General features: G+C 64.5%; 18 protein-coding genes. 14 read left to right on the top strand and 4 right to left on the bottom strand.

Annotation, left to right across the window (positions count from 1 at the left end):
- Nucleotides 1-1,049: 1,049 nt before the first annotated feature.
- Both ABIB14_RS16635 and ABIB14_RS16630 read right to left on the bottom strand, forming a co-directional pair.
- Nucleotides 1,050-2,549, bottom strand: coding sequence for a CoA-acylating methylmalonate-semialdehyde dehydrogenase (locus ABIB14_RS16635; RefSeq protein WP_354237016.1), 1,500 nt, complete (start codon nt 2,547-2,549; stop codon nt 1,050-1,052).
- A 47-nt stretch (nt 2,550-2,596) separates the two neighbouring features.
- The gene (locus ABIB14_RS16630) at nt 2,597-3,805 is read right to left on the bottom strand and encodes an iron-containing alcohol dehydrogenase (RefSeq protein WP_354237015.1); all 1,209 of its coding nucleotides are present in this window, start codon (nt 3,803-3,805) and stop codon (nt 2,597-2,599) included.
- A 99-nt stretch (nt 3,806-3,904) separates the two neighbouring features.
- On the opposite strand from ABIB14_RS16630, the gene ABIB14_RS16625 reads away from it, so the two are divergent.
- Nucleotides 3,905-4,792 carry a LysR family transcriptional regulator gene (locus tag ABIB14_RS16625; protein WP_354237014.1) on the top strand — a complete coding sequence of 296 codons (888 nt, stop codon included), beginning with the start codon at nt 3,905-3,907 and terminating at the stop codon, nt 4,790-4,792.
- 309 nt (nt 4,793-5,101) lie between these two features.
- A complete protein-coding gene (locus ABIB14_RS16620) occupies nt 5,102-5,689 on the top strand; it encodes a TetR/AcrR family transcriptional regulator (protein ID WP_354237013.1) in 588 nt (195 codons plus the stop codon).
- 131 nt (nt 5,690-5,820) lie between these two features.
- Here ABIB14_RS16620 and ABIB14_RS16615 read toward each other — a convergent pair whose 3' ends face one another.
- Entirely contained in the window at nt 5,821-7,314 is a 1,494-nt protein-coding gene (locus ABIB14_RS16615; RefSeq protein WP_354237012.1) for a purine-cytosine permease family protein, read from the bottom strand.
- 248 nt (nt 7,315-7,562) lie between these two features.
- Here ABIB14_RS16615 and ABIB14_RS16610 point away from each other — a divergent pair, with 248 nt between their 5' ends.
- The 12 genes from ABIB14_RS16610 (at nt 7,563) to ABIB14_RS16550 (ending at nt 19,970) form a co-directional block, all read left to right on the top strand.
- Nucleotides 7,563-9,647 carry an acetate--CoA ligase family protein gene (locus ABIB14_RS16610; protein ID WP_354237011.1) on the top strand — a complete coding sequence of 695 codons (2,085 nt, stop codon included), beginning with the start codon at nt 7,563-7,565 and terminating at the stop codon, nt 9,645-9,647.
- 45 nt (nt 9,648-9,692) lie between these two features.
- Nucleotides 9,693-10,514 (top strand): enoyl-CoA hydratase, encoded by an 822-nt coding sequence (locus tag ABIB14_RS16605; RefSeq protein ID WP_354237010.1) that lies wholly within the window; start codon nt 9,693-9,695, stop codon nt 10,512-10,514.
- Between the two features lie 22 nt (nt 10,515-10,536).
- Nucleotides 10,537-10,728, top strand: a complete 192-nt coding sequence (locus ABIB14_RS16600) for a hypothetical protein (protein ID WP_354237009.1) — start codon at nt 10,537-10,539, stop codon at nt 10,726-10,728.
- 10 nt (nt 10,729-10,738) lie between these two features.
- A complete protein-coding gene (locus tag ABIB14_RS16595) occupies nt 10,739-11,842 on the top strand; it encodes an enoyl-CoA hydratase/isomerase family protein (protein WP_354237008.1) in 1,104 nt (367 codons plus the stop codon).
- Nucleotides 11,835-12,647 carry an enoyl-CoA hydratase/isomerase family protein gene (locus ABIB14_RS16590; RefSeq protein WP_354237007.1) on the top strand — a complete coding sequence of 271 codons (813 nt, stop codon included), beginning with the start codon at nt 11,835-11,837 and terminating at the stop codon, nt 12,645-12,647. The genes ABIB14_RS16595 and ABIB14_RS16590 overlap by 8 nt, the downstream gene beginning before the upstream one ends.
- A 299-nt stretch (nt 12,648-12,946) precedes the next feature.
- Nucleotides 12,947-13,912 (top strand): zinc-binding dehydrogenase, encoded by a 966-nt coding sequence (locus tag ABIB14_RS16585; protein ID WP_354237006.1) that lies wholly within the window; start codon nt 12,947-12,949, stop codon nt 13,910-13,912.
- Nucleotides 13,913-14,219: 307 nt separating this feature from the next.
- Complete coding sequence (locus ABIB14_RS16575) at nt 14,220-15,740, top strand: MmgE/PrpD family protein (protein ID WP_354237005.1); 1,521 nt, start codon at nt 14,220-14,222, stop codon at nt 15,738-15,740.
- Complete coding sequence (gene prpB, locus ABIB14_RS16570) at nt 15,741-16,652, top strand: methylisocitrate lyase (RefSeq protein ID WP_354237004.1); 912 nt, start codon at nt 15,741-15,743, stop codon at nt 16,650-16,652. It abuts the gene before it with no gap.
- Between the two features lie 28 nt (nt 16,653-16,680).
- Nucleotides 16,681-17,817, top strand: a complete 1,137-nt coding sequence (locus tag ABIB14_RS16565) for a bifunctional 2-methylcitrate synthase/citrate synthase (RefSeq protein ID WP_354237003.1) — start codon at nt 16,681-16,683, stop codon at nt 17,815-17,817.
- A gap of 43 nt (nt 17,818-17,860) precedes the next feature.
- A complete protein-coding gene (locus tag ABIB14_RS16560; RefSeq protein ID WP_354237017.1) occupies nt 17,861-18,268 on the top strand; it encodes a hypothetical protein in 408 nt (135 codons plus the stop codon).
- A 291-nt stretch (nt 18,269-18,559) separates the two neighbouring features.
- Nucleotides 18,560-19,669 (top strand): YeiH family protein, encoded by a 1,110-nt coding sequence (locus tag ABIB14_RS16555; RefSeq protein WP_354237002.1) that lies wholly within the window; start codon nt 18,560-18,562, stop codon nt 19,667-19,669.
- A gap of 43 nt (nt 19,670-19,712) precedes the next feature.
- Nucleotides 19,713-19,970, top strand: coding sequence for a universal stress protein (locus ABIB14_RS16550; RefSeq protein WP_354237001.1), 258 nt, complete (start codon nt 19,713-19,715; stop codon nt 19,968-19,970).
- Nucleotides 19,971-19,995: 25 nt separating this feature from the next.
- On the opposite strand, the gene ABIB14_RS16545 is transcribed toward ABIB14_RS16550, so the two are convergent.
- Nucleotides 19,996-20,424 (bottom strand): cupin domain-containing protein, encoded by a 429-nt coding sequence (locus ABIB14_RS16545; RefSeq protein ID WP_354237000.1) that lies wholly within the window; start codon nt 20,422-20,424, stop codon nt 19,996-19,998.
- Nucleotides 20,425-20,560: the final 136 nt, after the last annotated feature.

Raw genomic sequence — 20,560 nt, 5'->3', positions numbered from 1 at the left:
GACTTCTATTTTCAAAACCACCGGAGGCTCCATGTCGCCTCCGGATATCCACCCACGCACCTACCACGGGCAGGTCACCTCATTTTCGGACTAGTGGACCTGTCGCCGGCCATTCCACACCGCACGGCAGCCCTGCTCAGAAGGAAAGGCGCTTACATGAGCGCAGCCGGCCAGGCCTTCAGCGAGCGGTCATCGACCTGGAGCCAGCCGCCTGCCCTATGTCAGATGCCCTATGGACAACCAAGGCCGCCGCCATCCGGTCCACCCTGGACTCTCTACCTTCCCGTTTGGCCTCTGCATCTCCAGGGACGTCCAGGGCGCCGCAACAGGCTGTTCGCATGTACGGAGAGCAAGAAAAGAGAGGACGGAAATATCGGCGGAAGGCTTCACACTTGACGAGGTTCCGGCGATAAAGTTCTTGCGCTTGATACACGTGCCTGGGGGTCCCGGCCGTTGTCGGCATGGCAGTTGAGGCTTTCACGCAGCCAAATCCACGGCGCACAGGATACGACCCAAGGACGCGTGTCTAGGAGGACATCTCAGCAAAGGATCCTTTATCCAGACAAACGATCGCTTTGTTCAGGGCTGGTCGAGGCCCAGCATTGTGAATCGTAGCGGAAAGCGACTCTGATTCGGCGCGCTATTTCATCAACGAAAGGATATGGCCCTTAGGAGTCCAGGCTTTACAGAGTTGGCCCAGGTCCCATGCCGTCCTCGGGGCCTCGCCTCCCCGCCGGCAACGTCGACGGTGCGCGATGCGTCCGGGCCTGATCCACCAGATTTAGGGCCGGTGTCGCGTTGACAGAGGTAACAACGCTTTCTTACGTGCTTCTCTCCGCAACGCGCACCGGGCCCATGGGATCTGGCATGGCTGGCCACGTCTCGACTTTTGTTGGGGCTGCTCGCGCCGATCCCGGTATCAACTGGAGCGGGCTGCCTCAGCTCCACCCGTCGGTGCGACGAGGCAGGCGTCGAAGGTCTTCACCTCCACTCGAAATCACGCCTCACGGCACAAAACATTCAAGCGACAGTCTCTGCTCACCTCGGCCTCAGTTGGAGGGGAAGTTATAGGAGGCGCCGGAGGCGTGGGCGGGCTCAGGCCAGCGCTGGGTGATGACCTTGCCGCGAGTGTAGAAGGAGACGCCTTCGGGGCCGTAAATGTGCTGGTCGCCGAACAGGGAGGCCTTCCAGCCGCCGAAGGAGTGATAGGCGACCGGGACGGGGATGGGGACGTTGACCCCGACCATGCCCACTTGGACCTCACGCTGGAACTTGCGGGCCGCAGCGCCGTTGGTGGTGAAGATCGCGGTGCCGTTGCCGTAGGGGTTGGCATTGATGAGGCTGATGCCCGCCTCGAGGCTTTCGACCCGGACGACGACCAGGACGGGGCCGAAGATCTCCTCGGTGTAGGCGCTCATTTCGGAGTTGACGTGGTCGATGACGGTGGGGCCGACCCAGAAGCCTTTCTCGTGGCCGGGAACCACGAGGTCGCGCCCGTCCACGACCATCGCCGCCCCGGCCTGCTCGGCCTCGGTGATGGTCTTGACGATGAACGCCTTGGATTCCGGGCTGATGACCGGGCCCATATCGGCGTCGGCCTCGGTGCCATTCTTGACCTTTACCGCACGGGCGCGCTCTTCGACCTTCTTCACCAGCAGGTCGGCGGCGTCGCCGACGGCGACGGCGACCGAGATCGCCATGCAGCGCTGGCCAGCGGAGCCGAACGCTGCGGCGGCGAGGTGGTCGGCGGCGTGGTCCAGGTCAGCGTCCGGGAGGACGATGGCGTGGTTCTTCGCCCCGCCGAGGGCCTGGACGCGCTTGCCGTGGGCCGTGGCGACCTCGGTGATGTGCTTGGCCACCGGTGTTGAGCCGACGAAGGAGACCGCGTCTACGTCCGGGTGGGTCAGCAGGCCGGAGATAATCTCCCGGTTGCCGTGGAGGACCTGGAAGACGCCCTCGGGCAGGCCCGCCTGCCTCCACAGGTCCGCAAGCATCAGGGCGGCCGAGGGGACCTTGTGGGAGGGCTTGAGGATGAACGTGTTGCCGGTGGCAATCGCCATCGGCGCCATCCACAGCGGCACCATGACGGGGAAGTTGAACGGGGTTATTCCGACGACGACTCCTACGGGCTGGCGGAAGGAGAACACGTCGATCCCAGTGGAGGCCTGGTCGGAGTATTCGCCCTTGAGCAGCTGCGGGATCCCGCAGGCGAACTCGACGACATCCAAGCCGCGCTCGACTTCGCCTTTGGCGTCAGAGAGGACTTTGCCGTGCTCTGCTGTAATGATCGCGGCGAGTTCGCCTTTATGGGTCGCGACGAGTTCGCGGAACTTGAACAGGACCGCGGTGCGCTTTGCGAGGGAGATGTCGCCCCAGGATTCGGAGGCCTTCTTCGCGGCTGCGACCGCGGTCTCCAGGTCCTGCCGGTCCGCGAGGCACAGCGCGCCGGTCTGCTCGCCGGTTGCCGGATTGAACACCGGCTGAGTCTTCTCGCCGAGGCCGCTGGTCTCTTCGCCGTTGAGGAAATGTGGAATTGTCTTAATAGTCATTTTTGCTCCTGTTGCGGGGGTGATTATTCGTCAGCCCGAGAGAGTGCTCAGGCATAGATCTTGGTGTAGAGCTCTTCTATTTCGGCTGCCTCCGGCATGACGGGGTTGTTGGCCGGGGACCCGGAGGCGAGTGCCTGTTCGGCCATGAGGGGGATCAGCCGGTGCCAGTCGTCCGAACTGATGCCGTAGGACCGCGGCGTCGGGACGTCGAGGTCCTCGTTCAGGGCGTGGAGTTCGACCACGAGGGCTTTGGCAGCCGTGGCGTCATCGTCATGGGGGCCGGCGACGCCGAGGGCGCGGGCACAGTCGGCGTAGCGGCCTTCCGCGCCGCGGATGGAGAATTCGGTGACGGCAGGGAACAGCATGGCGTTGGCGAGCCCGTGGGCGATGTGGAAGTGCGCGCCGAGCGGTCGGCTCATCCCGTGCACGAGGGCGACGCTCGAGTTCGAGAAGGCGATCCCCGCCTGGGTGGCGGCCAGCATCATTGCCTCCCGGGCCTCCCGCTTCGACCCGTCTTTACAGACTATGCGCAGGTTCCGGCCGATCGCGGTGATGGCTGCCAGCGCGAAGCCGTCCGAGAAGGGGTTGTTCTTGCGGCTCACGTAGGCCTCGATGGCGTGGGTGAGCGCGTCGACGCCTGTGTCGGCGGTGAGCCGGGCGGGCATCGAGAGGGTGAGTTCGTAGTCCACTACGGCGGCGCTGGGGAGGAACGCCGGGCCGGCGCAGAGCATCTTCTCGTTCGTCTCGGAGTCGCTGATGATTGAGAACTGGGTCGCCTCGGAACCGCTTCCCGCCGTGGTCGGGACTGCGACGACCGGCAGGGAGGGGCCGATGTTCCGTCTTGGTGCCTTGTACTGGCGCATGGGACCGCCCTGCATGGACATCAGGCCCAAGGCCTTGGCGGTGTCGATAGAGCTTCCGCCGCCGAAGCCGATCAGCACGTCGGCCTCGTGGAGACGGACAGCATCGAGTCCGGCTACGAGCGAGTCGGTTGTGGGGTCGGGGACTGTGCCGGCGAAGACGGCAGCTTCGAAGCCGCTCTCGCGCAGGGCTTGGAGGGCGATGTCGGCGGTCCCGGACTTTTGCATGAATGGATCGGTGACGATAAGGGGACGACGTGCGCCGAGTTCGGCAACGACGTCGCCCAGTTCCTGGACGGCGCCTGCGCCGACCTTCATGATTCGCGGCAGTGCGACATGGTAAGGCAAAAGGACCTCCGGAATAGTGGTGAAGCCCGGGCGCGGGATCCACAGCACCGGGAGCGACTTCCAGTCTCTGTGCGAAGGACTTCCCCGACAAGAAGCAGATCGGCCCATGGCTGTGCACAAATGCACACCGACCCCTAAGCTGGGGGCATGATCCAATCAGATGATCTTCGCTTCTTCCTGGAGGTTGCCCGCACGGGGAGACTGGTCTCGGCTGCAAGGGGGCTGGGCGTGGAGCATACGACCGTCGGACGGAGGGTGACACAGCTGGAACGGTCCGCGGGGACCCGCCTGTTCGACCGCACACCCAGCGGTTGGGGGCTCACCGAGGCAGGCCAGCGGCTGGTGGTCCACGCCGAGGCGATCGAATCCTCGCTCCTGGCCGCTTCCGAGGAGCTTGGGTCGGCCCGCGGGCGACTGTCGGGCACCCTGCGGATTGCCGCCCCGGACGGCTTCGGGGCCTTTGTGCTCTCCCCTGGGCTCGGCCCACTGCGGGCCGCGTACCCGGACCTCACGATCGAAATCGTCACGGCGACGCGCCTGAACCTGCTGGCCACGCGCGAGTTCGACGTCGGGATCGCGCTCGAGGAGCCGACGACCAGGGGTGTACTGTCGAGGGTTCTGGCGGGATATGGGCTGAGCTTCTACGCTAGCTCCGGCTACCTCGCGCGTGCCGGCCGGCCCGAAAGTCTCGCCGATCTGGGCGGGCATTCGATCATCGGCTACGTCGACTCTCTCCTGGACATCCCGGCCCTGCGGTTCCTCGACACGGCGCTCCCGGGTGTGCGCCCGGCGATCCAGACCAACAACGTCACCGGCCAGTGGATGGCGGTCGTGGCCGGTCTCGGCGTTGCCGTCCTCCCGGATTTCGTTGCGGCGCAGGACGAACGTCTGGTGCGGGTCATCGAAGAGACGAGAATCGAGCGCACTTACTGGATTGCCGTCCCCGCTGAGCACCAGCGGCTTGCCAGAGCCCGGGCAGGGGAATCCGCCCTGCTCGAGCTGGTCATAGGGCATGACTACCTCTGGGCTGCGTAGTGGGGTGTCTGCTGGGTGTGCGGAATCAACAGAGCCATGAACGGACGTGAGCACCCTCCGTCGGCAGGGACAGATCACTGCGAAGACGGCTGCCAGCTTCAACGCTACCTCATCGGAGATCTCTTCCACGGCCCAACATTCTGTGGCCATACCTGTGCCCAGGGCAGAAAAATAGTAGATGATTATTAGGACTCTACTGGTCGGAGGGAAGACGTGGACATGGTGACTGAAAGATCGACTTCGGGGGGTCCTGCTCGTGAAGGACTGCCGCGGGCAACTGAGACGGTGGAGCCGCGTAAGCGGCAAATCATGTTCGCGACGGAGAGCCTGATCGCCGAACATGGCTTCGACGGCCTCAGGCTCCGCGATGTGGCCAAGAAGGCCGGCGTCTCGATCGGTATGATCCAGCACTACTTCGAGACCAGGGACGAACTCGTATACGGTACGCTCAGCGACGCAAGCTGGCGCAGGGCGGCGGAGTTCGTTGCACTCGCCGACGGGCTTCAAGACCCAACGGCCCGCGTCGCCGCGCTCTTGCGTGGCTCCATCGCGAACCGGGCCAGATGCCAGGAGTGGGTGGAGACCTGCGCCTCCTCCACGCGGCATGCCGACATGATGATGCCGATGATCGAGCGCACCTATGACGCTTGGAGGACTGCGCTTCGGGATGCCATCAACAACGGCATCGAAACCGGCGCCTTCGAGCCGAAGCTTCCGCTCGAGCAGGTGGTCGACACCCTCATGGTCATGATCGACGGGCTGATGGTGGCGGTAGCCCTTCAGCTCTACGAATTCGACGAGCCGTACGTCGTTCGGCTTATCGAGGAGACCGCCGGCCCGCTGCTGTCCTACGACTTCCAGCCCACCCATGGCAGTCCAGCGAACCCTCGGGGATAGGCAGTGGCAGCAGGCGGCCCGGTGCAGGCGAAATATTTCTTTGCCTGCACCGGGCCGCGGTGCTTGAAGAGGACCTCGCAGCTTCTTAACCTAGGGATCAGCAGGAACCACGCGAAGCTGCGGTCGGGGTATCAGTCCAGGGCGCTTCCCCCGGGCGTGACCGCTTCCGCGGAAGGTGTGTCTGACGAGGGCTCGAGGTCCGCGTCCGCCTGCGCGACGAGGATCCGCTCGGCGTCTGTGTCGAGTGAACGGCATGCGATTAGGTAAGCGACTGTGGCCACCGGGAGCCCGATAACGACGGAGATGTCGACTCCCCCCAATGCTTCGGCGACCGGGCCCGTGTACCAGGTGGTGCTCCAGAAGGGGATCATCGCAATGAATCCGACGGCGTATGCTGTGAGGCCCCGCCAGCTCCATCGCCCGTAGATTCCGCGAGGATTGAAGATCTCACGGATTGAGTAGTGGGTGTGCCGGACGAGGTAGAAGTCCACCAGATTTACCGCTGTCCATGGCGTGAACAGGTAGAACAGGATCGCCAGGAACGCGCCGAAGTTCTCCATGAAACTTTTCGATGCCGCCAGGGTGAGCATCAGCGCTACTCCCGCGATCAGCGCGAGGGACACCACGCGTGCGACCCTCGTGGGCTCGAACCTGCGGAAGCAGTCCAGCGCGCTGAGCAGGGTGAGCGACCCACCGTAGAAGTTCAGCGCGGAGATGGTGACCAGGCCAGGCAGCGACACGATAAGGATCACGGTGCCAAAGCCGTGGAAGATCTGGTCCCCGAACGCCTGCAGCGCCGGGATGACATCCATTTTCGCGTTCAGGGCGGCGGCCCCGGCACCAAGGAGCATCGTCCACGCCCCGCCGAGGAATGTCCCGGTGTAGGTACTCCAGAAGGTGGAGCGGATCGGCACATTCGGAGGAAGGTAGCGCGAGTAGTCCGAGACGTAGATGGCCCAGCTGAGCTGGTATGCCGCCGCCGCTACGAACTGTGCCAGGAAGGCCGGGGTGTTGAACCCCGCAAGCGACCACTCGCTGTCCGGCAGGCGCACTACCGCGAAGAAGCCGACAGTGATCACCGCAAGGATGATGATCAGGGGAAGCGAGAGCCATCTCTGGATGCGGTGGATCCAGTCATACCCGGCCAGGGCGATGGCGCCTGCAACCACAGTGACGGCCACATAGCTCAGCGTCGAGGGGGCGCCGGCGATCTCGTGCAGCGCGTCGCCGGCAAGCACCTGGTTGAAGACGTTGTAGCCCACGTAGCTGATCAGGGCAACGCCCCAGACGAGCAGTGCGCCCATGTAGCCGAACTGCGGCCGTGACTGGATCATCTGCGGTAGCCCGAGCTGCGGCCCCTGGGTGGAGTGGAATGCCATGAAGAATGTTCCGAAGGCGCACCCCAGCAGGATTGCGATCATGGACCACAGCAGGTTCGCTCCCATTGACACCCCGATGAAGCCGGTGGCAACGGTCGCCAGCTGGGCGCCCCCGGTGAACCACACGGGGAACAGGTGCCAGACCTTTCCGTGTCGCTCACGCAAAGGCACATAGCCGATGGAGCGGCGCTCGATCGCCGCCAAGGGGCCGGGTGTCGGGGGGCTGATTCTGTCTTCTGAAGTCATCAGGGCAACTCCTTCGTTGTCGGAAGTGTCGCTGGGATGCAGTGGATCGGTACGCCTGGGCGCTTCGTCGAGCCAAGCCAGCGGTGATAGACCTCACAATAATAAGTCATTATTGTTTTCGTCAAGGATGACTTTTGAAACCTCCGCCGGAGATTGACATTCCAATAATTCGTTATTATTGTCACATTCGAGGCGTGACTATTCGTCTCCCGGGTCGATGGCCCGCCTTTGCCGATTGGAGAAGCTTGATGACCTCTTTAGCGGTTGCCGCTCCCGCCACCCGTGACCTCACGGCCCTCTTCGCGCCGTCTTCGATCGCCATCGTGGGCGCCAGTAACGACCCCTCAAAGTACGGCAACTGGCTCGCCGTGCGGGCGCTCCGCGATTCCAGAAGTCGTCCTGTCCACTTGGTCAACAGAACGCGCCCGGAGATCCTCGGCCATCCGGCGATCCCGAGCCTGGTCTCGGCGCCCGGGCCGGTGGACCTTGCCGTGATCGCCGTGCCGGCTGCTGGCTTCTATGACGCGGTCGAGGATGCGATCGAGGCGAAGGTCAAAGCGATCGTGGCGATCACGGCAGGCTTGGGCGAAACCGGGGCGGAGGGACTCGCGCGCCAGGAGGAACTGGTCGGGCGGCTCCGTGAGGCGGGTATCCCGATGCTTGGTCCGAACTGCCTCGGCGTCCTGGACAACACCACGGGTCTGGACGCCACGGTCAACAACTTCGCCGCGGGCACCATCTCGATCGTCTCCCAGAGCGGCAATGTCGCCATCGACCTGGCCGGGCAGCTCTCTGAGGCTGGTCTTGGTGTCGCACGGTTTGCAAGCTTGGGCAACTGCGCGGACCTCGACGTCGCCGACCTCGTCGACAGCTGCGTGGACCATGAGGGCACCGCGGCAATCGCGGTTTACTGCGAAGGGTTCCAGGACGGCCGCAAGTTTGCCCGTGCAGTCGCGCGCGCCGCGGAGGCCGGCAAGCCCGTCGTCCTGCTCTCGGTCGGGCGCGGGGCCGCATCCGTCCGCGGAGCTGCCTCGCATACCGGCTCGATGGTGACCTCGGGGGCAGTGCTGGAGGCCCTCTGCGAAGCGACCGGGACGGAGCTCGTGACGAGTCCACTCGAAATGGCAAACCTGCTCCAGGCCCTGGTGCGGACCGGGCCGCTGGCTGGGCGGCGCGTTGGCGTGCTGGCCGACGGCGGCGGCCATGCCTCCCTGGCGAGCGACAGCCTCGAGAGCGCGGGACTGGCGGTCGAGAGGTTCTCGCCCGAGCTGTCCCAAGCGGTGGCCCATCAGCTTCCGCCCACCGCAGGGGTGTCGAATCCCATCGACGTCGCAGGCGGCGGTGAGCAGGATATCACCTGCTTCTCGCGCGTCCTGGTAGAGCTTCTGGGGAGCACAGAGACCGATGCGGTGCTCATGACGGGCTATTTCGGTGGCTACAGCGCCTACGATCCTGCACTGGCCCCGGCAGAGACGCAGGCCGGCCGGGACATCGGGGCCTTGGTTTCCCGAACCGGCGCAAGCTTCATTGCACAGACGATGTTCCCCGACTCCGCTCCCGCGCGTGCGCTGCGGGAGAGCGGGGTTGCCGTCTACCGCAACGTCGAACACGCCTCCTGGGTCCTGAGCCGTCTGGCCGGACGGCGGGAGGGAACCGTCTACCCGATCCCCGTGATGCCCGAGAGCGCCGAGCCTCTGACGGACACCGGCTATGGGCCCGCCCGACGGGCGCTGGCCGAGGCTGGGATTCCGTTCGTCCGGGCGGTCGAGGTCTCGACACTGGATGAGCTCGAGGCCGCTGCTTCAAGCCTGCGCTACCCTCTCGTTCTCAAGGCCCTCGGCGAGGAGCACAAGTCCGACAATGGCGGCGTAATCCTGAACATCGTCGATCGCACCTCCCTGCTCGAGGCCTGGAACGACGTTCAGGGGAGGCTTCGTCCCCCATTGTGCTCGATCGAGGAGATGGCCGATCTTTCCCAGGCCGTGGAGCTGATCGTCGGCGTCCGCAGGGACCCCGTCTTCGGCCCGGTCGTGCTCGTCGGACTCGGCGGCATCTACACCGAGCTGCTCAAGGACACCCGCTGCGCGCTCGGCCCGGTCACGCGCGACCAAGCCAAGGCCCTACTGCTGTCCCTCCGAGGCGCGGCCCTCCTGACCGGCTTCCGCGGCACGCCCCCGGTGGACCTCGATGCGGCTGCGGAGGTGATCTCCACCCTGTCCGCCTACGCCGCCGCCCACCCTGAAATCGCAGAGATCGAGTGCAACCCGATCGCTGCGACCCCTGGCGGCACCGTAGCCCTCGACGCGCGAATCATCCTCGACCCCGCTTCTTGAACTGAGCGATCCGAATAAGACGACTACCCACAGGAGAGAACCACCATGACAGACATCGCTGACCACACCTCGCTTGCCGAGAACGACGAGCCGGAGTACGAGTACCTCTTCGTCGAGCGCCGCGGCCCCGTTGCCCTGATCACGCTCAACCGGCCGGAGGCGCTCAATGCCCTGTGTGAGGGACTCACACGGGAGCTCACGGCAGCTCTGGACACCACCGAAGCCGACGAGACCGTCGCTGCCGTGGTACTCACCGGAAGCGCCAAGGCCTTCGCGGCTGGCGCCGATATCAAGGAGATGCAGCCCAAATCCTTCACCGACGTCTACCTTGAGGACTTCATCACCGCCAGCTGGGAGCGGGCCTCCACCACTCGGAAGCCCATCATCGCCGCCGTGGCAGGCTTCGCCCTCGGCGGCGGGGCAGAGCTTGCAATGAGCTGCGACCTCATTGTTGCCGCCGACACCGCCAAGTTCGGCCAGCCGGAGATCACCATCGGCATCCTGCCCGGAGCAGGCGGCACCCAGCGGCTGACCCGCTCCGTGGGCAAGTCCAAGGCCATGGACATGGTTTTGACGGGGCGGACGATCGACGCTGCGGAGGCAGAGCGCATCGGCCTCGTGGCGCGTGTGGTGCCGGCCGATGACCTGATCGAGGAGGCCCTTTCCGTGGCCCGGAAGATCGCAGGCTACTCCAGGACCGCGGTGCTGTTGGCCAAGGAGGCCGTCAATTCCGCGTTCGAAACCCCCCTCCGCGAGGGGCTGCGCTTCGAGCGCAGGCTCTTCCACGCCGCATTCTCCACGGAGGGCAAGACGGAAGGCATGTCAGCCTTCCTCGAAAAGCGCAAGCCCGACTTCTCCAACCGCTGATCCCGCCAGAAGAAGCCACACTATGGTTGCCTCGATTGTGCTCCAATGCACCGTGCGCCTCGGCGCCGGCGCCCTTGACGACGATACCCAGGTCGGTATCAGCATCTCGGCCTCAGTTCCGGAAGGGGCCGGGTTCTGCATCCGCGCCAGACCTCAGTCCCCCACCCAACAACGGCCGGGCGGGGCGCCAAATCCCATGTCCACCCACGAGTGAGCGGTGACCAATGACCACCACAGCAGACATCATCGCCGATCCCGAGACGGTCCAGTCCCGAGCCCGGGGTCGTCTCGGTACGATCACGCTCGCCCGGGTCGGCGCGCTCAATGCACTCACCACCGAAATGGTCGAGAGGATCGGCAACACCCTGGCAGATTGGCAGAGCGCCGGACTCGCGGCTGTCGTCCTGCGATCAGCAAGCCCAAAGGCATTCTGCGCGGGCGGCGACATCCGGACCATCGCCCGTCACAGCCAGGCCGGCGACGAAGTCTCGAGCGCGCGCTTCTTCAGTACCGAGTACGAACTCAACGCACGAATCGCCGAATACCCCGTCCCGATCATGTCCTTCATCGACGGCATCTGTATGGGGGGCGGCCTCGGCCTCTCAGCCCACGGACGCTTCCGGGTCGTGACGGAGAATGCGCTGCTCGCGATGCCGGAAACCAGCATCGGGTTTTTCCCCGACATCGGCGCCAGCTACTTTCTGCCCAGACTCCCGGGCGCCCTGGGCACCTACCTCGGGCTGACCGGCGCCCAGCTCGGCCCCGCCGACGCCCTCTACTGCGGCCTAGCGACCCACTTCGTCGCCAGCACCCGGCTCGGCGGGATTGCAGCGGCAATCGAACAGGACCGCTCCGGGCGCCCGATCGAGGAGATTCTGCGCTCGTTAGGGGGACCCTCCCCGGTCGGCGAGAGCGAACTCGCACGGCACCGCGCCGACATCGACTGGTGTTTCGGCGCGCCGACGCTACCGGAGATCCAGGCGAGGCTAGCCGCCACAGTCGATCAGGAATGGGCTGCGAAGACTCGTCATACGCTGGCCCGGCTCTCGCCCCAGAGCCTCCAGATCACCCTTGAGCTGCTCACACGGGGATCCCAGCAGTCCTTGCGCGAATGCCTCGCCGCCGAACTGGAAGTGGCCAGAGAAGTGATCAAGACCCCGGACTTCATCGAAGGTGTCCGCGCCGCTCTCGTGGACAAAGACCGCAGCCCCTCTTGGGGGACATCAAGATTCGAAGGGTTCAGCCCGACCGGCGAACCCAGATGGCGGTCCGACGGACCCGCAACCCACCCAGCACCCACCAAAGGAATCGAAAACCGCAATGTCTGACACGGTCCTCTACGAAGTCGCCGGCCCAGTTGCCCGGATCACCCTCAACCGCCCCGACAAGCTCAATGCCATCAACTCCCAGATGCTCCGTGAACTGGAGGGCAGGATCGACCAGGCCGCCTCGGACGACGCCGTCAAAGTCGTCATCCTGGCCGGCAGCGGCCGGGCCTTTTCCGCCGGCTACGACATCACCGATGAAATGGAGGACGGTACCGAGACCGCCTTGGAGTGGCAGCCAATCCTCCAACGCGACGTCGACCTCACGATGCGCCTGTGGGCCCTCCCCAAGCCGACCATAGCAGTCGTCCAGGGCTACTGCCTGGCAGGTGGCTGCGAACTGGCGATGGCCTGTGACCTGATCGTCGCATCCGACACCGCCCAGTTCGGAGAACCCGAGATCCAGTACGGCTCGGGGCCAGTGACCTTGCTCATGCCGTTCATCATCGGCCAGAAGAAGACCAACGAACTCCTCTTCACGGGCGATCGGATCAGCGCCGAAGAAGCCCACCGGCTCGGCCTGATCAACAGAGTGGTCCCGGCCGACGAGCTGGAAAGTTCCGCGCGCGAGTTGGCGCTGCGCATCGCACCGACCCCGCTGCCGATCCTGCGGCTCACCAAGCAGGCAATCACCCGGGCGTACGAGGCCCAGGGGCTGCGGGCAGCGGTTGCGGCCAACGTCGACGTCTCCTGCCTGATCAACAGCGCCAACACACCGGAACAGCAGGAATTCGATGCGATCGCCAAGACAGGGGGACTCAAAGCAGCCCTTTCCTGGCGCGACAGCAGATACCGTTCACACCTCTAAAAGCCCCTCCAACACTACCGACGCGACCGCACCCGCCCCGCGCCGACAGGAGTGCCGGCTTTCGGACGGGACCCCTTGTTCTCCGCCGCAAGGTTCGCTCTCGGCCGGAGGCTCAGCGTTGTCCCCGCGATCCTTCTTGGGTCGTCCTCCAGCCGAAGAGGCCACGGTTTTATCGTATTGGGGGCCGTGGCCTCAAACGAATCCGCCACAGGCGGGACCAGCGTTGTACCCGTCCAGTTCCCGAGACCTGCGACGGTCACCGAAATCGACGAGACTCGAAGACACTAGGAAGGCCCGACATGCTTGCCGCATATGCCAACAAGATTGACCCCGATGACCCCCTCTCCGGGCTCGCAGTGGGAGAACGACCAGACCCCCAATCACGTGAAGGATGGACCACGGTCACCGTCAAAGCAGCCGCGCTGAACCACCACGACCTGTGGACGTTGCGCGGAGTGGGGATCCGCCAAGATCAGCTTCCGATCATCTTGGGAGGCGATGCCGCGGGAGTGGACGAAGACGGCAACGAAGTCGTCGTCCATTCGGTCATCTCCTCGCCCGGCTGGATGGGCGACGACACTCTCGACCCCAAGCGCTCCCTCCTGTCGGAGGTGTACGACGGGACCCTCGCAGAAAAGGTTCTCGTGCCCCGCAGGAATCTTGTCCGCAAACCGGCGTCGCTGACGTTCGAGGAGGCAGCCTGCCTTCCGACCGCCTGGCTCACGGCTTACAGGATGCTGTTCGTCAAACTCCGCCTCACTCCGGGTTCGACCGTCTTGATCCAGGGCGCAGGAGGCGGCGTCTCCACGGCCGCTATTGCCCTGGGTAAGACCGCCGGGCTCCGTGTCTGGGTTACGGGACGCTCCGAAGCGAAGCGAGCAGCCGCCATACAGCTCGGTGCAAACCAGGCGTTCGAACCCGGGGCCCGCCTGCCCGAACGCGTGGACGCCGTCATTGACAATGTCGGGCAGGCGACCTGGTCTCACTCGATGAAGTCCCTCAAACCCGGGGGTGCCATCGTGACCTGCGGCGCGACAAGCGGGCCTAACCCACCGTCCGACCTCAACCGTGTCTTCTTCCTGCAGCTCAGAGTCCTGGGATCCACGATGGGCACTCGTGACGAGCTGGAGGAGCTGCTTTCGCTGCTGGACACCACCGGGCTGCGCCCCCAGATCGACTCGGTCCTGCCCCTCGCCGAGGCCCGGACGGGCCTGAAGCGACTCGAGGACGGAGACGTTCAAGGAAAGGTTGTGCTTGTCCCGTGACGCGAAACGCTGTGCGGCTGAGCCGGGCGTGAACTCGAACGCTAAACGTTCCGGGCTCAATTCTGGCTGGTGACCCGGTGATGCGCGTCAGCTGTTGCGACGCGCCGGTCAAGGGTGCACCCGGTGCGGGCGCGACGGCTCGCCGCCGACGACCATCCGGGTGGCTGCCACCGCGGAGCATGCCACGATCGCCGAAGCGATAGCTGCCGGGAACCCTAGACTCACCGAAGTCGCGACCACTTGCACTTGCACCGCGGACTTTCACACGTCAAAAGCCCGCCCATGTACCTCGCCAATAAGGAGCACCATGGTTAAGGAACACCACGTCCGCGTCTACAAGAGCGAAGAAAACCTCCCCCGTGAGGAGCAGCTCGCCTACAAGATCGCCCAGGTCGCTGCAGATCCAGTGGAGGTCAGCGACGAAGTCACCGACATGGTGATCAACCGCATCATCGACAATGCCTCGGTGGCCATCGCGTCCCTGAACCGGGCCCCGATCGTTGCGGCCCGTGCGCAGGCACTGACCCATGGCCCCACCACGGGCGGCAAGGGCTCCCAGGTGTTCGGCATCGGGGAACGTGTGGCCCCGGAATGGGCTGCCTGGGCCAACGGCGTCGCAGTGCGTGAACTGGACTACCACGACACCTTCCTCGCGGCGGAGTACTCCCACCCGGGCGACAACATTCCGCCGATCCTGGCGGTCGCCCAGCACGTCGGCGCAAGCGGCCAGGACCTGATCCGCGGCATCGCCACTGGCTACGAGATCCAGGTCAACCTGGTCAAGGCGATCTGCCTGCACAAGCACAAGATCGACCATGTGGCCCACCTCGGCCCCGCCGCCGCCGCCGGCATCGGCACCCTTCTGGGCCTCGACGTCGAGACCATCTTCCAGTCCATCGGCCAGGCGCTGCACACCACCACCGCCACGCGGCAGTCCCGCAAGGGCGAGATCTCCACGTGGAAGGCCCACGCACCGGCCTTCGCCGGCAAGATGGCCGTCGAGTCCGCGGACCGCGCCATACGCGGCCAGACCTCCCCGGTGCCGATCTACGAAGGCGAGGACGGCGTCATCGCCTGGATGCTGGACGGCCCCGACGCTTCCTACACGGTGCCGCTGCCCGAAGCCGGCGAAGCCAAGCGGGCCATCCTGGACACCTACACGAAGGAGCACTCCGCGGAGTACCAGGCGCAGGCCTGGATTGACCTGGCCCGCAAGCTGCACCGGGAGCACCCCGAAGTCACGGACCCGGAAAACGTTGAATCCGTGCTGATCAGGACCAGCCACCATACGCACTATGTGATTGGCTCGGGTGCCAACGATCCCCAGAAGTACAGCCCGACGGCCAGCCGGGAAACCTTGGACCACTCCATCCCTTACATCTTCACGGTCGCCCTGCAGGACGGTACCTGGCACCACGTGGACTCCTACGCCCCGGAGCGCGCTGCCCGCCCCGACACGGTGGAGCTGTGGCATAAGGTGACCACGGTCGAGGACCCGGAATGGACCCGCCGCTACCACTCGCTGGACATTGCCGAGAAGGCCTTCGGCGGCACGGTCGAGATCACCCTGGCGGACGGCACCGTCATCACCGAGTCGATCGCCGTCGCCGATGCGCACCCGATGGGCGCCCGGCCGTTCGCCCGCGAGCAATACATCTCCAAGTTCCGCACCCTCGCCGCCGGCCTCGTCGCCGAGGCCGAGATCGACAGGTTCCTCGCCGCCGTCGAACGCCTCCCCCACCTCGCCGCCGGCGAACTGGACGAGCTCAACATCACCGCCGCGCCCGGCGTCATCGACCGGGCGGCTGCACCGAAGGGACTGTTCTAAATGCTGTACTCCAGCAGCACGCCCGAGCAGAAGCGCATCCGGTTTTGGGAGTTACTCACAGCAGGGACCATTGTCCAGTTCCCCGGCGCCTTCAACCCGCTCTCGGCCCGGCTGATCCAGGAAAAAGGCTTTGAAGGCGTTTACATCTCCGGCGCCGTCCTCGCCAACGACCTCGGCCTGCCCGACATCGGCCTGACCACCCTCACCGAAGTAGCCACCCGCGCCGGACAGATCGCCCGAATGACGGACCTGCCCTCGATCGTCGACGCCGACACCGACACCGGCTTCGGCGAACCCATCAACGTGGCCCGCACCGTCCAGGAACTGGAAAACGCCGGCCTGGCCGGCCTGCACATCGAGGATCAATTCAACCCGAAACGCTGCGGCCGCCTCGACGGGAAGAACGTCGTCGACCTCGACACCGCCACCAAACGCATCCGGGCCGCCGCCGACGCCCGGCGGGACCCCAACTTCCTCATCATGGCCCGCACCGACATCCGCGCCACCGACGGCCTGCAAGCAGCCAAGGACCGAGCCCGCGCCCTGGTGGATGCCGGCGCAGACGCGATCTTCCCCGAAGCCATGCGAGACCTGCACGAATTCCGAGCAATCCGGGACGCGGTGGACGTGCCGATCCTGGCCAACATGACCGAGTTCGGCAAAAGCGGTCTCTTCACTGTCGACCAGCTTCAGAACGTCGGCGTGAACATGGTCATCTACCCGGTCACCCTGCTCCGTAGTGCCATGGGCGCCGCTGAACGGGTCTTGGATACGCTCAAGCGTCTCGGAACCCAGGAAGTACGTGTGCCCGAGATGCTCACGCGGGCCCGCCTCTACGACCTCGTTGACTACGAGGCCTACAACAAATTCGATTCCAGCGTCTTCAACTTCCAGATCCCCACCACAGGCTAGTTCACAGGACTGCACAAAGGAATTCAGCATGACTGACACGGACATCAAAAAGGGCCTCGCCGGGGTCGTGGTGGACCACACCGCCATCTCCAAGGTCAACGCGGAGACCAACTCCCTCCTATACCGCGGGTATCCGGTGCAGGAGCTCGCCGCCAATTGCAGCTTCGAAGAGGTCGCCTACCTGCTCTGGAACGGCGAACTGCCGGCCCAAGACCAACTCGTCGTGTTCACCGACACGGAGAAAACATGCCGTGAACTCGACCCTGCGGTCAAGGCCATAATCGATGCGTTGCCCGCGGGCACCCACCCCATGGACGTTTGCCGCACGGCCACCTCCGTGCTGGGAGCTCGGCACCAGCTGGCAGAAGACTCCTCGTCCGAAGCGAATCTGAAGAAGGCTACAGACTTGTGGGCGGCGATGCCGGCAGTAGTGGCCTACGACCAACGACGCCGTCGCGGCCAGGCCGTCGTGGAACCCCGGGATGACCTGGGCTACTCGGCCAACTTCCTGTGGATGACGTTCGGCGAAGAACCCGTGGAGGATGTCGTCCAGGCTTTCGACGTGTCGATGATCCTGTACGCGGAGCACTCCTTCAACGCCTCAACTTTCACGGCTCGGGTGGTAACCTCTACCCTCTCCGACCTGCACTCCGCAGTGACCGGAGCCATCGGAGCCCTGAAAGGTCCGTTGCACGGCGGAGCCAACGAAGCCGTGATGCATACCTTCGACGAGATCGGCATCCGGCAGGAAGAGTCCCTCGAGGAGGCGGCGGCACGGACCAAGGCCTGGATGGAGGATGCCCTGGCCCAAAAGAAGAAGGTCATGGGCTTCGGCCACCGCGTCTACAAGCACGGCGATTCCCGCGTTCCCACCATGAAGGCCGCCCTGGACAAGATGATCGCCCACTACGGCCGGCCCGAAATCCTGGGCCTATACAACGGTCTTGAGCGGGCCATGGACGAGGCCAAGGCCATCAATCCCAACCTCGACTACGCCACCGGGCCCACCTACCATCTCATGGGCTTCGATACTCTCGCCTTCACGCCAATCTTTGTAGCCAGCCGCATAACGGGCTGGACGGCGCACATCATGGAGCAAGCCGCCGCCAACTCCCTCATCCGCCCACTCAGCGCCTACAACGGGCAGGAACAACGCTCCATATAACCGGCAGTCGATACTGCCCCAAATTCCTGCGGTGAGGCGCCGGATGATCACCCGGATCATCAATAATCGCAACGGCTACGGCGCCTCACCGCCGGCGCACGCAACGACCTGGAACATCAACTGGCGTACATTGAGGAGAGCAAGAATGGATCTTCACCTGCAACCAGATTGGCAACGAGCTCTCGGGCAGCGCGTTGAAATCTGGAAATACGGTAGATTTGTCCGCAAAGGAACAGTCGAGGCCGTCATGCCCGATGAGTCGATTCTTTGGATTTCAGCGGACGCGGTCTCTTCCAGACAGATGCTTCTCCGGTGTGACGGATACCAGATTTTTGCGCATTTCCGGCCCGAATGTGCATCTGCGCAAGGAAGCGATCCCGGTGTCCAGGGTTTCGGCCGCGCCCAGCACATCAGCAGCCCAGCCGGCGACCAGCGCACGGGTGCCCGTTAGGTTTGACCCACTCGGGGATCTGTTCAGCAGTGGGGATCCGATCCGTTCCTCCAGTGCCCTCATCCGTGAGGACACTCCCTGCTGGGACAGGCCAAGTAGGGCAGCGGCGGCTGACAGGCTTCCCAGTCCCGGACGGTAACGAGCATTTCCAATGCTGACAATTCCGGCATTCGCGGCTCAGCAGGGCCGGTCCTCCCTCATTCATGTCACCCGCTGACACAAGCGGGACTTGTACCCTCCCAAGTGTATGCCCCCTACTGGCGGCAGTGCGCGAACGCGAGGATGGGAATCATGCACACACCCACCGGCACAGAAATCGCACGCAGCCCTCATCCCGGAACGGGAAGACTTCACCGCCTGCGTTCGGGGACTGCAGCCAGGACCCCGGGACTGGCCCTGGCCGTGGCGATCGCTGTAGTTGCAACGGTGATCGGTCGTTTCGTTCCGCTGGTGGGAGGCCCGGTCAGCGCCATCGTCATCGGCGTGGCACTGGCCGCGCTGATCAAACCCCGAGACCGACTACGACCAGGCATCAACACCGCAGGCAAGTTCATCCTGCAGCTCTCCGTCGTCGTCCTCGGTTCCCAACTGTCCCTGTCCCAGATCGCCCAGGTCGGCCTGGAATCCCTGCCCGTCATGCTCGGCACCCTGGTGGTTTGCCTGTTTGCTGCCTACCTGCTGGGCCGCTGGCTCGGAATCGTCGGGGACCTGCGCACCCTCATCGGAGTCGGCACCGGCATCTGCGGCGCCTCCGCCATCGCCGCAGTCACCCCGGTGATCGGCGCCGTCAGCGTTGACGTTGCCTACGCGATCTCCACAATCTTCCTATTCAACATCGCCGCCATCCCGGCCTTCCCCTTTATCGGTCATCTTCTCGGAATGAGCCAGCACGCCTTCGGACTCTTTGCCGGCACCGCCGTGAACGACATGTCCTCCGTCGTCGCGACCGCAACGACGTACGGCAGCACCGCCGCCAACTTCGCCGTCGTCGTCAAACTTGTCCGCACCCTGATGATCATCCCCATTTGTCTTGGACTCGCGGCCTGGGCCGGACAGCGCCTCAAACAAACCGGGAAAAGGCCCCCCGCCGGCGAGGTTGCCGGAACAGGATCGGCACCCCGGGCCCGGGTGAACGTGTTCCGCCTCGTGCCCTGGTTCCTGATCGGGTTCCTCCTCATCGCCGCCATCAACACCCTCGGCCTGATCCCCGCCGCCGCCCACACCGGTTTGAGCACACTCTCGGTCTTCCTGATCACCGTCGCACTATCGGCCATCGGCCTGTCGACAGACCTGGGCGGATTCCGCCGCGCGGGGACCAAGCCCCTTCTTTTGGGCGCATTGTTGTGGATCATCGTCACCCTGACCAGCCTCGGACTCCAATACGCCACCGGACTGAACTGACCACCCCACCCCGCCAGCCCCGCCCTTCCAACCAGGAGAGACCATGTTTTCCCGCATCCTCGTCGCCATCGACACCACACCCCACAGCGCAGCCTTCTTGGAGCAGGCACGCGACCTCGCCGTCGCGACCGGCGCTGCCGTGGAACTCATGCACTTCATCGGCCACGACTGGACCGAAGGCCAGGACCTGACCATGGAGGACCAGAGCAGAGCCCAAGACCAGGTCAACGCCGCCCTGCTGACCTTACCGAAACCGGGATCACAGCCCGGGCGGACCTGGTGGTCGCCGATGAGGCCCTAGCGGTCACTAACATCGAAGGGAGGCGCTATGCAGGCTTAGCCTGTGGAACATCGAGTGCACGTGCGGCCTGTGCCAGCTTGGCGGAGCCGAAATCCGAATAGTCCGCTGTCCCTGGTTTTCCCCACACGACCAGTATCTTTAGCGGCCCGTCGCCGGTATTGCGCAAATCGTGGCTCGTCCCAACACGGGCTAACACCGAATCTCCCGCAGCTAAGTCGAAGGTCTCGTCATCGATACGCATGCGTCCGGCACCTTCGATGACGATATAGATCTCCTCCAGCGGGATGTCATTCTCAGTATGGGCATGCATACCTTCGAATCCGCCAGGCGGAAGTTCCCAGGTCTGCACCGCGACCGGCAGCTCCGATTCACCATAGAAGTGCCATTGGATACGAACTGGTGAACCCTCATGGAGCTCATAGCTAAAGTCGTGGTCATCGGATCGTTCAAGCATTATTTTTCCTTGGCTCATGGTGGTGTATCCACGGGAAATCATCTGGGTTTGGGTGGAACGATTCTGTGAGCGGGTTCCAGGACAACGTTTCAACGGAGGATAGCAGACTCTATGGACTACTGGAGCTACACATTAA

It is taken from the genome of Arthrobacter sp. UYEF3, assembly GCF_040546245.1.
Lineage (GTDB): Bacteria > Actinomycetota > Actinomycetes > Actinomycetales > Micrococcaceae > Arthrobacter.
This window is presented reverse-complemented; position numbering and strand designations above follow the sequence as displayed.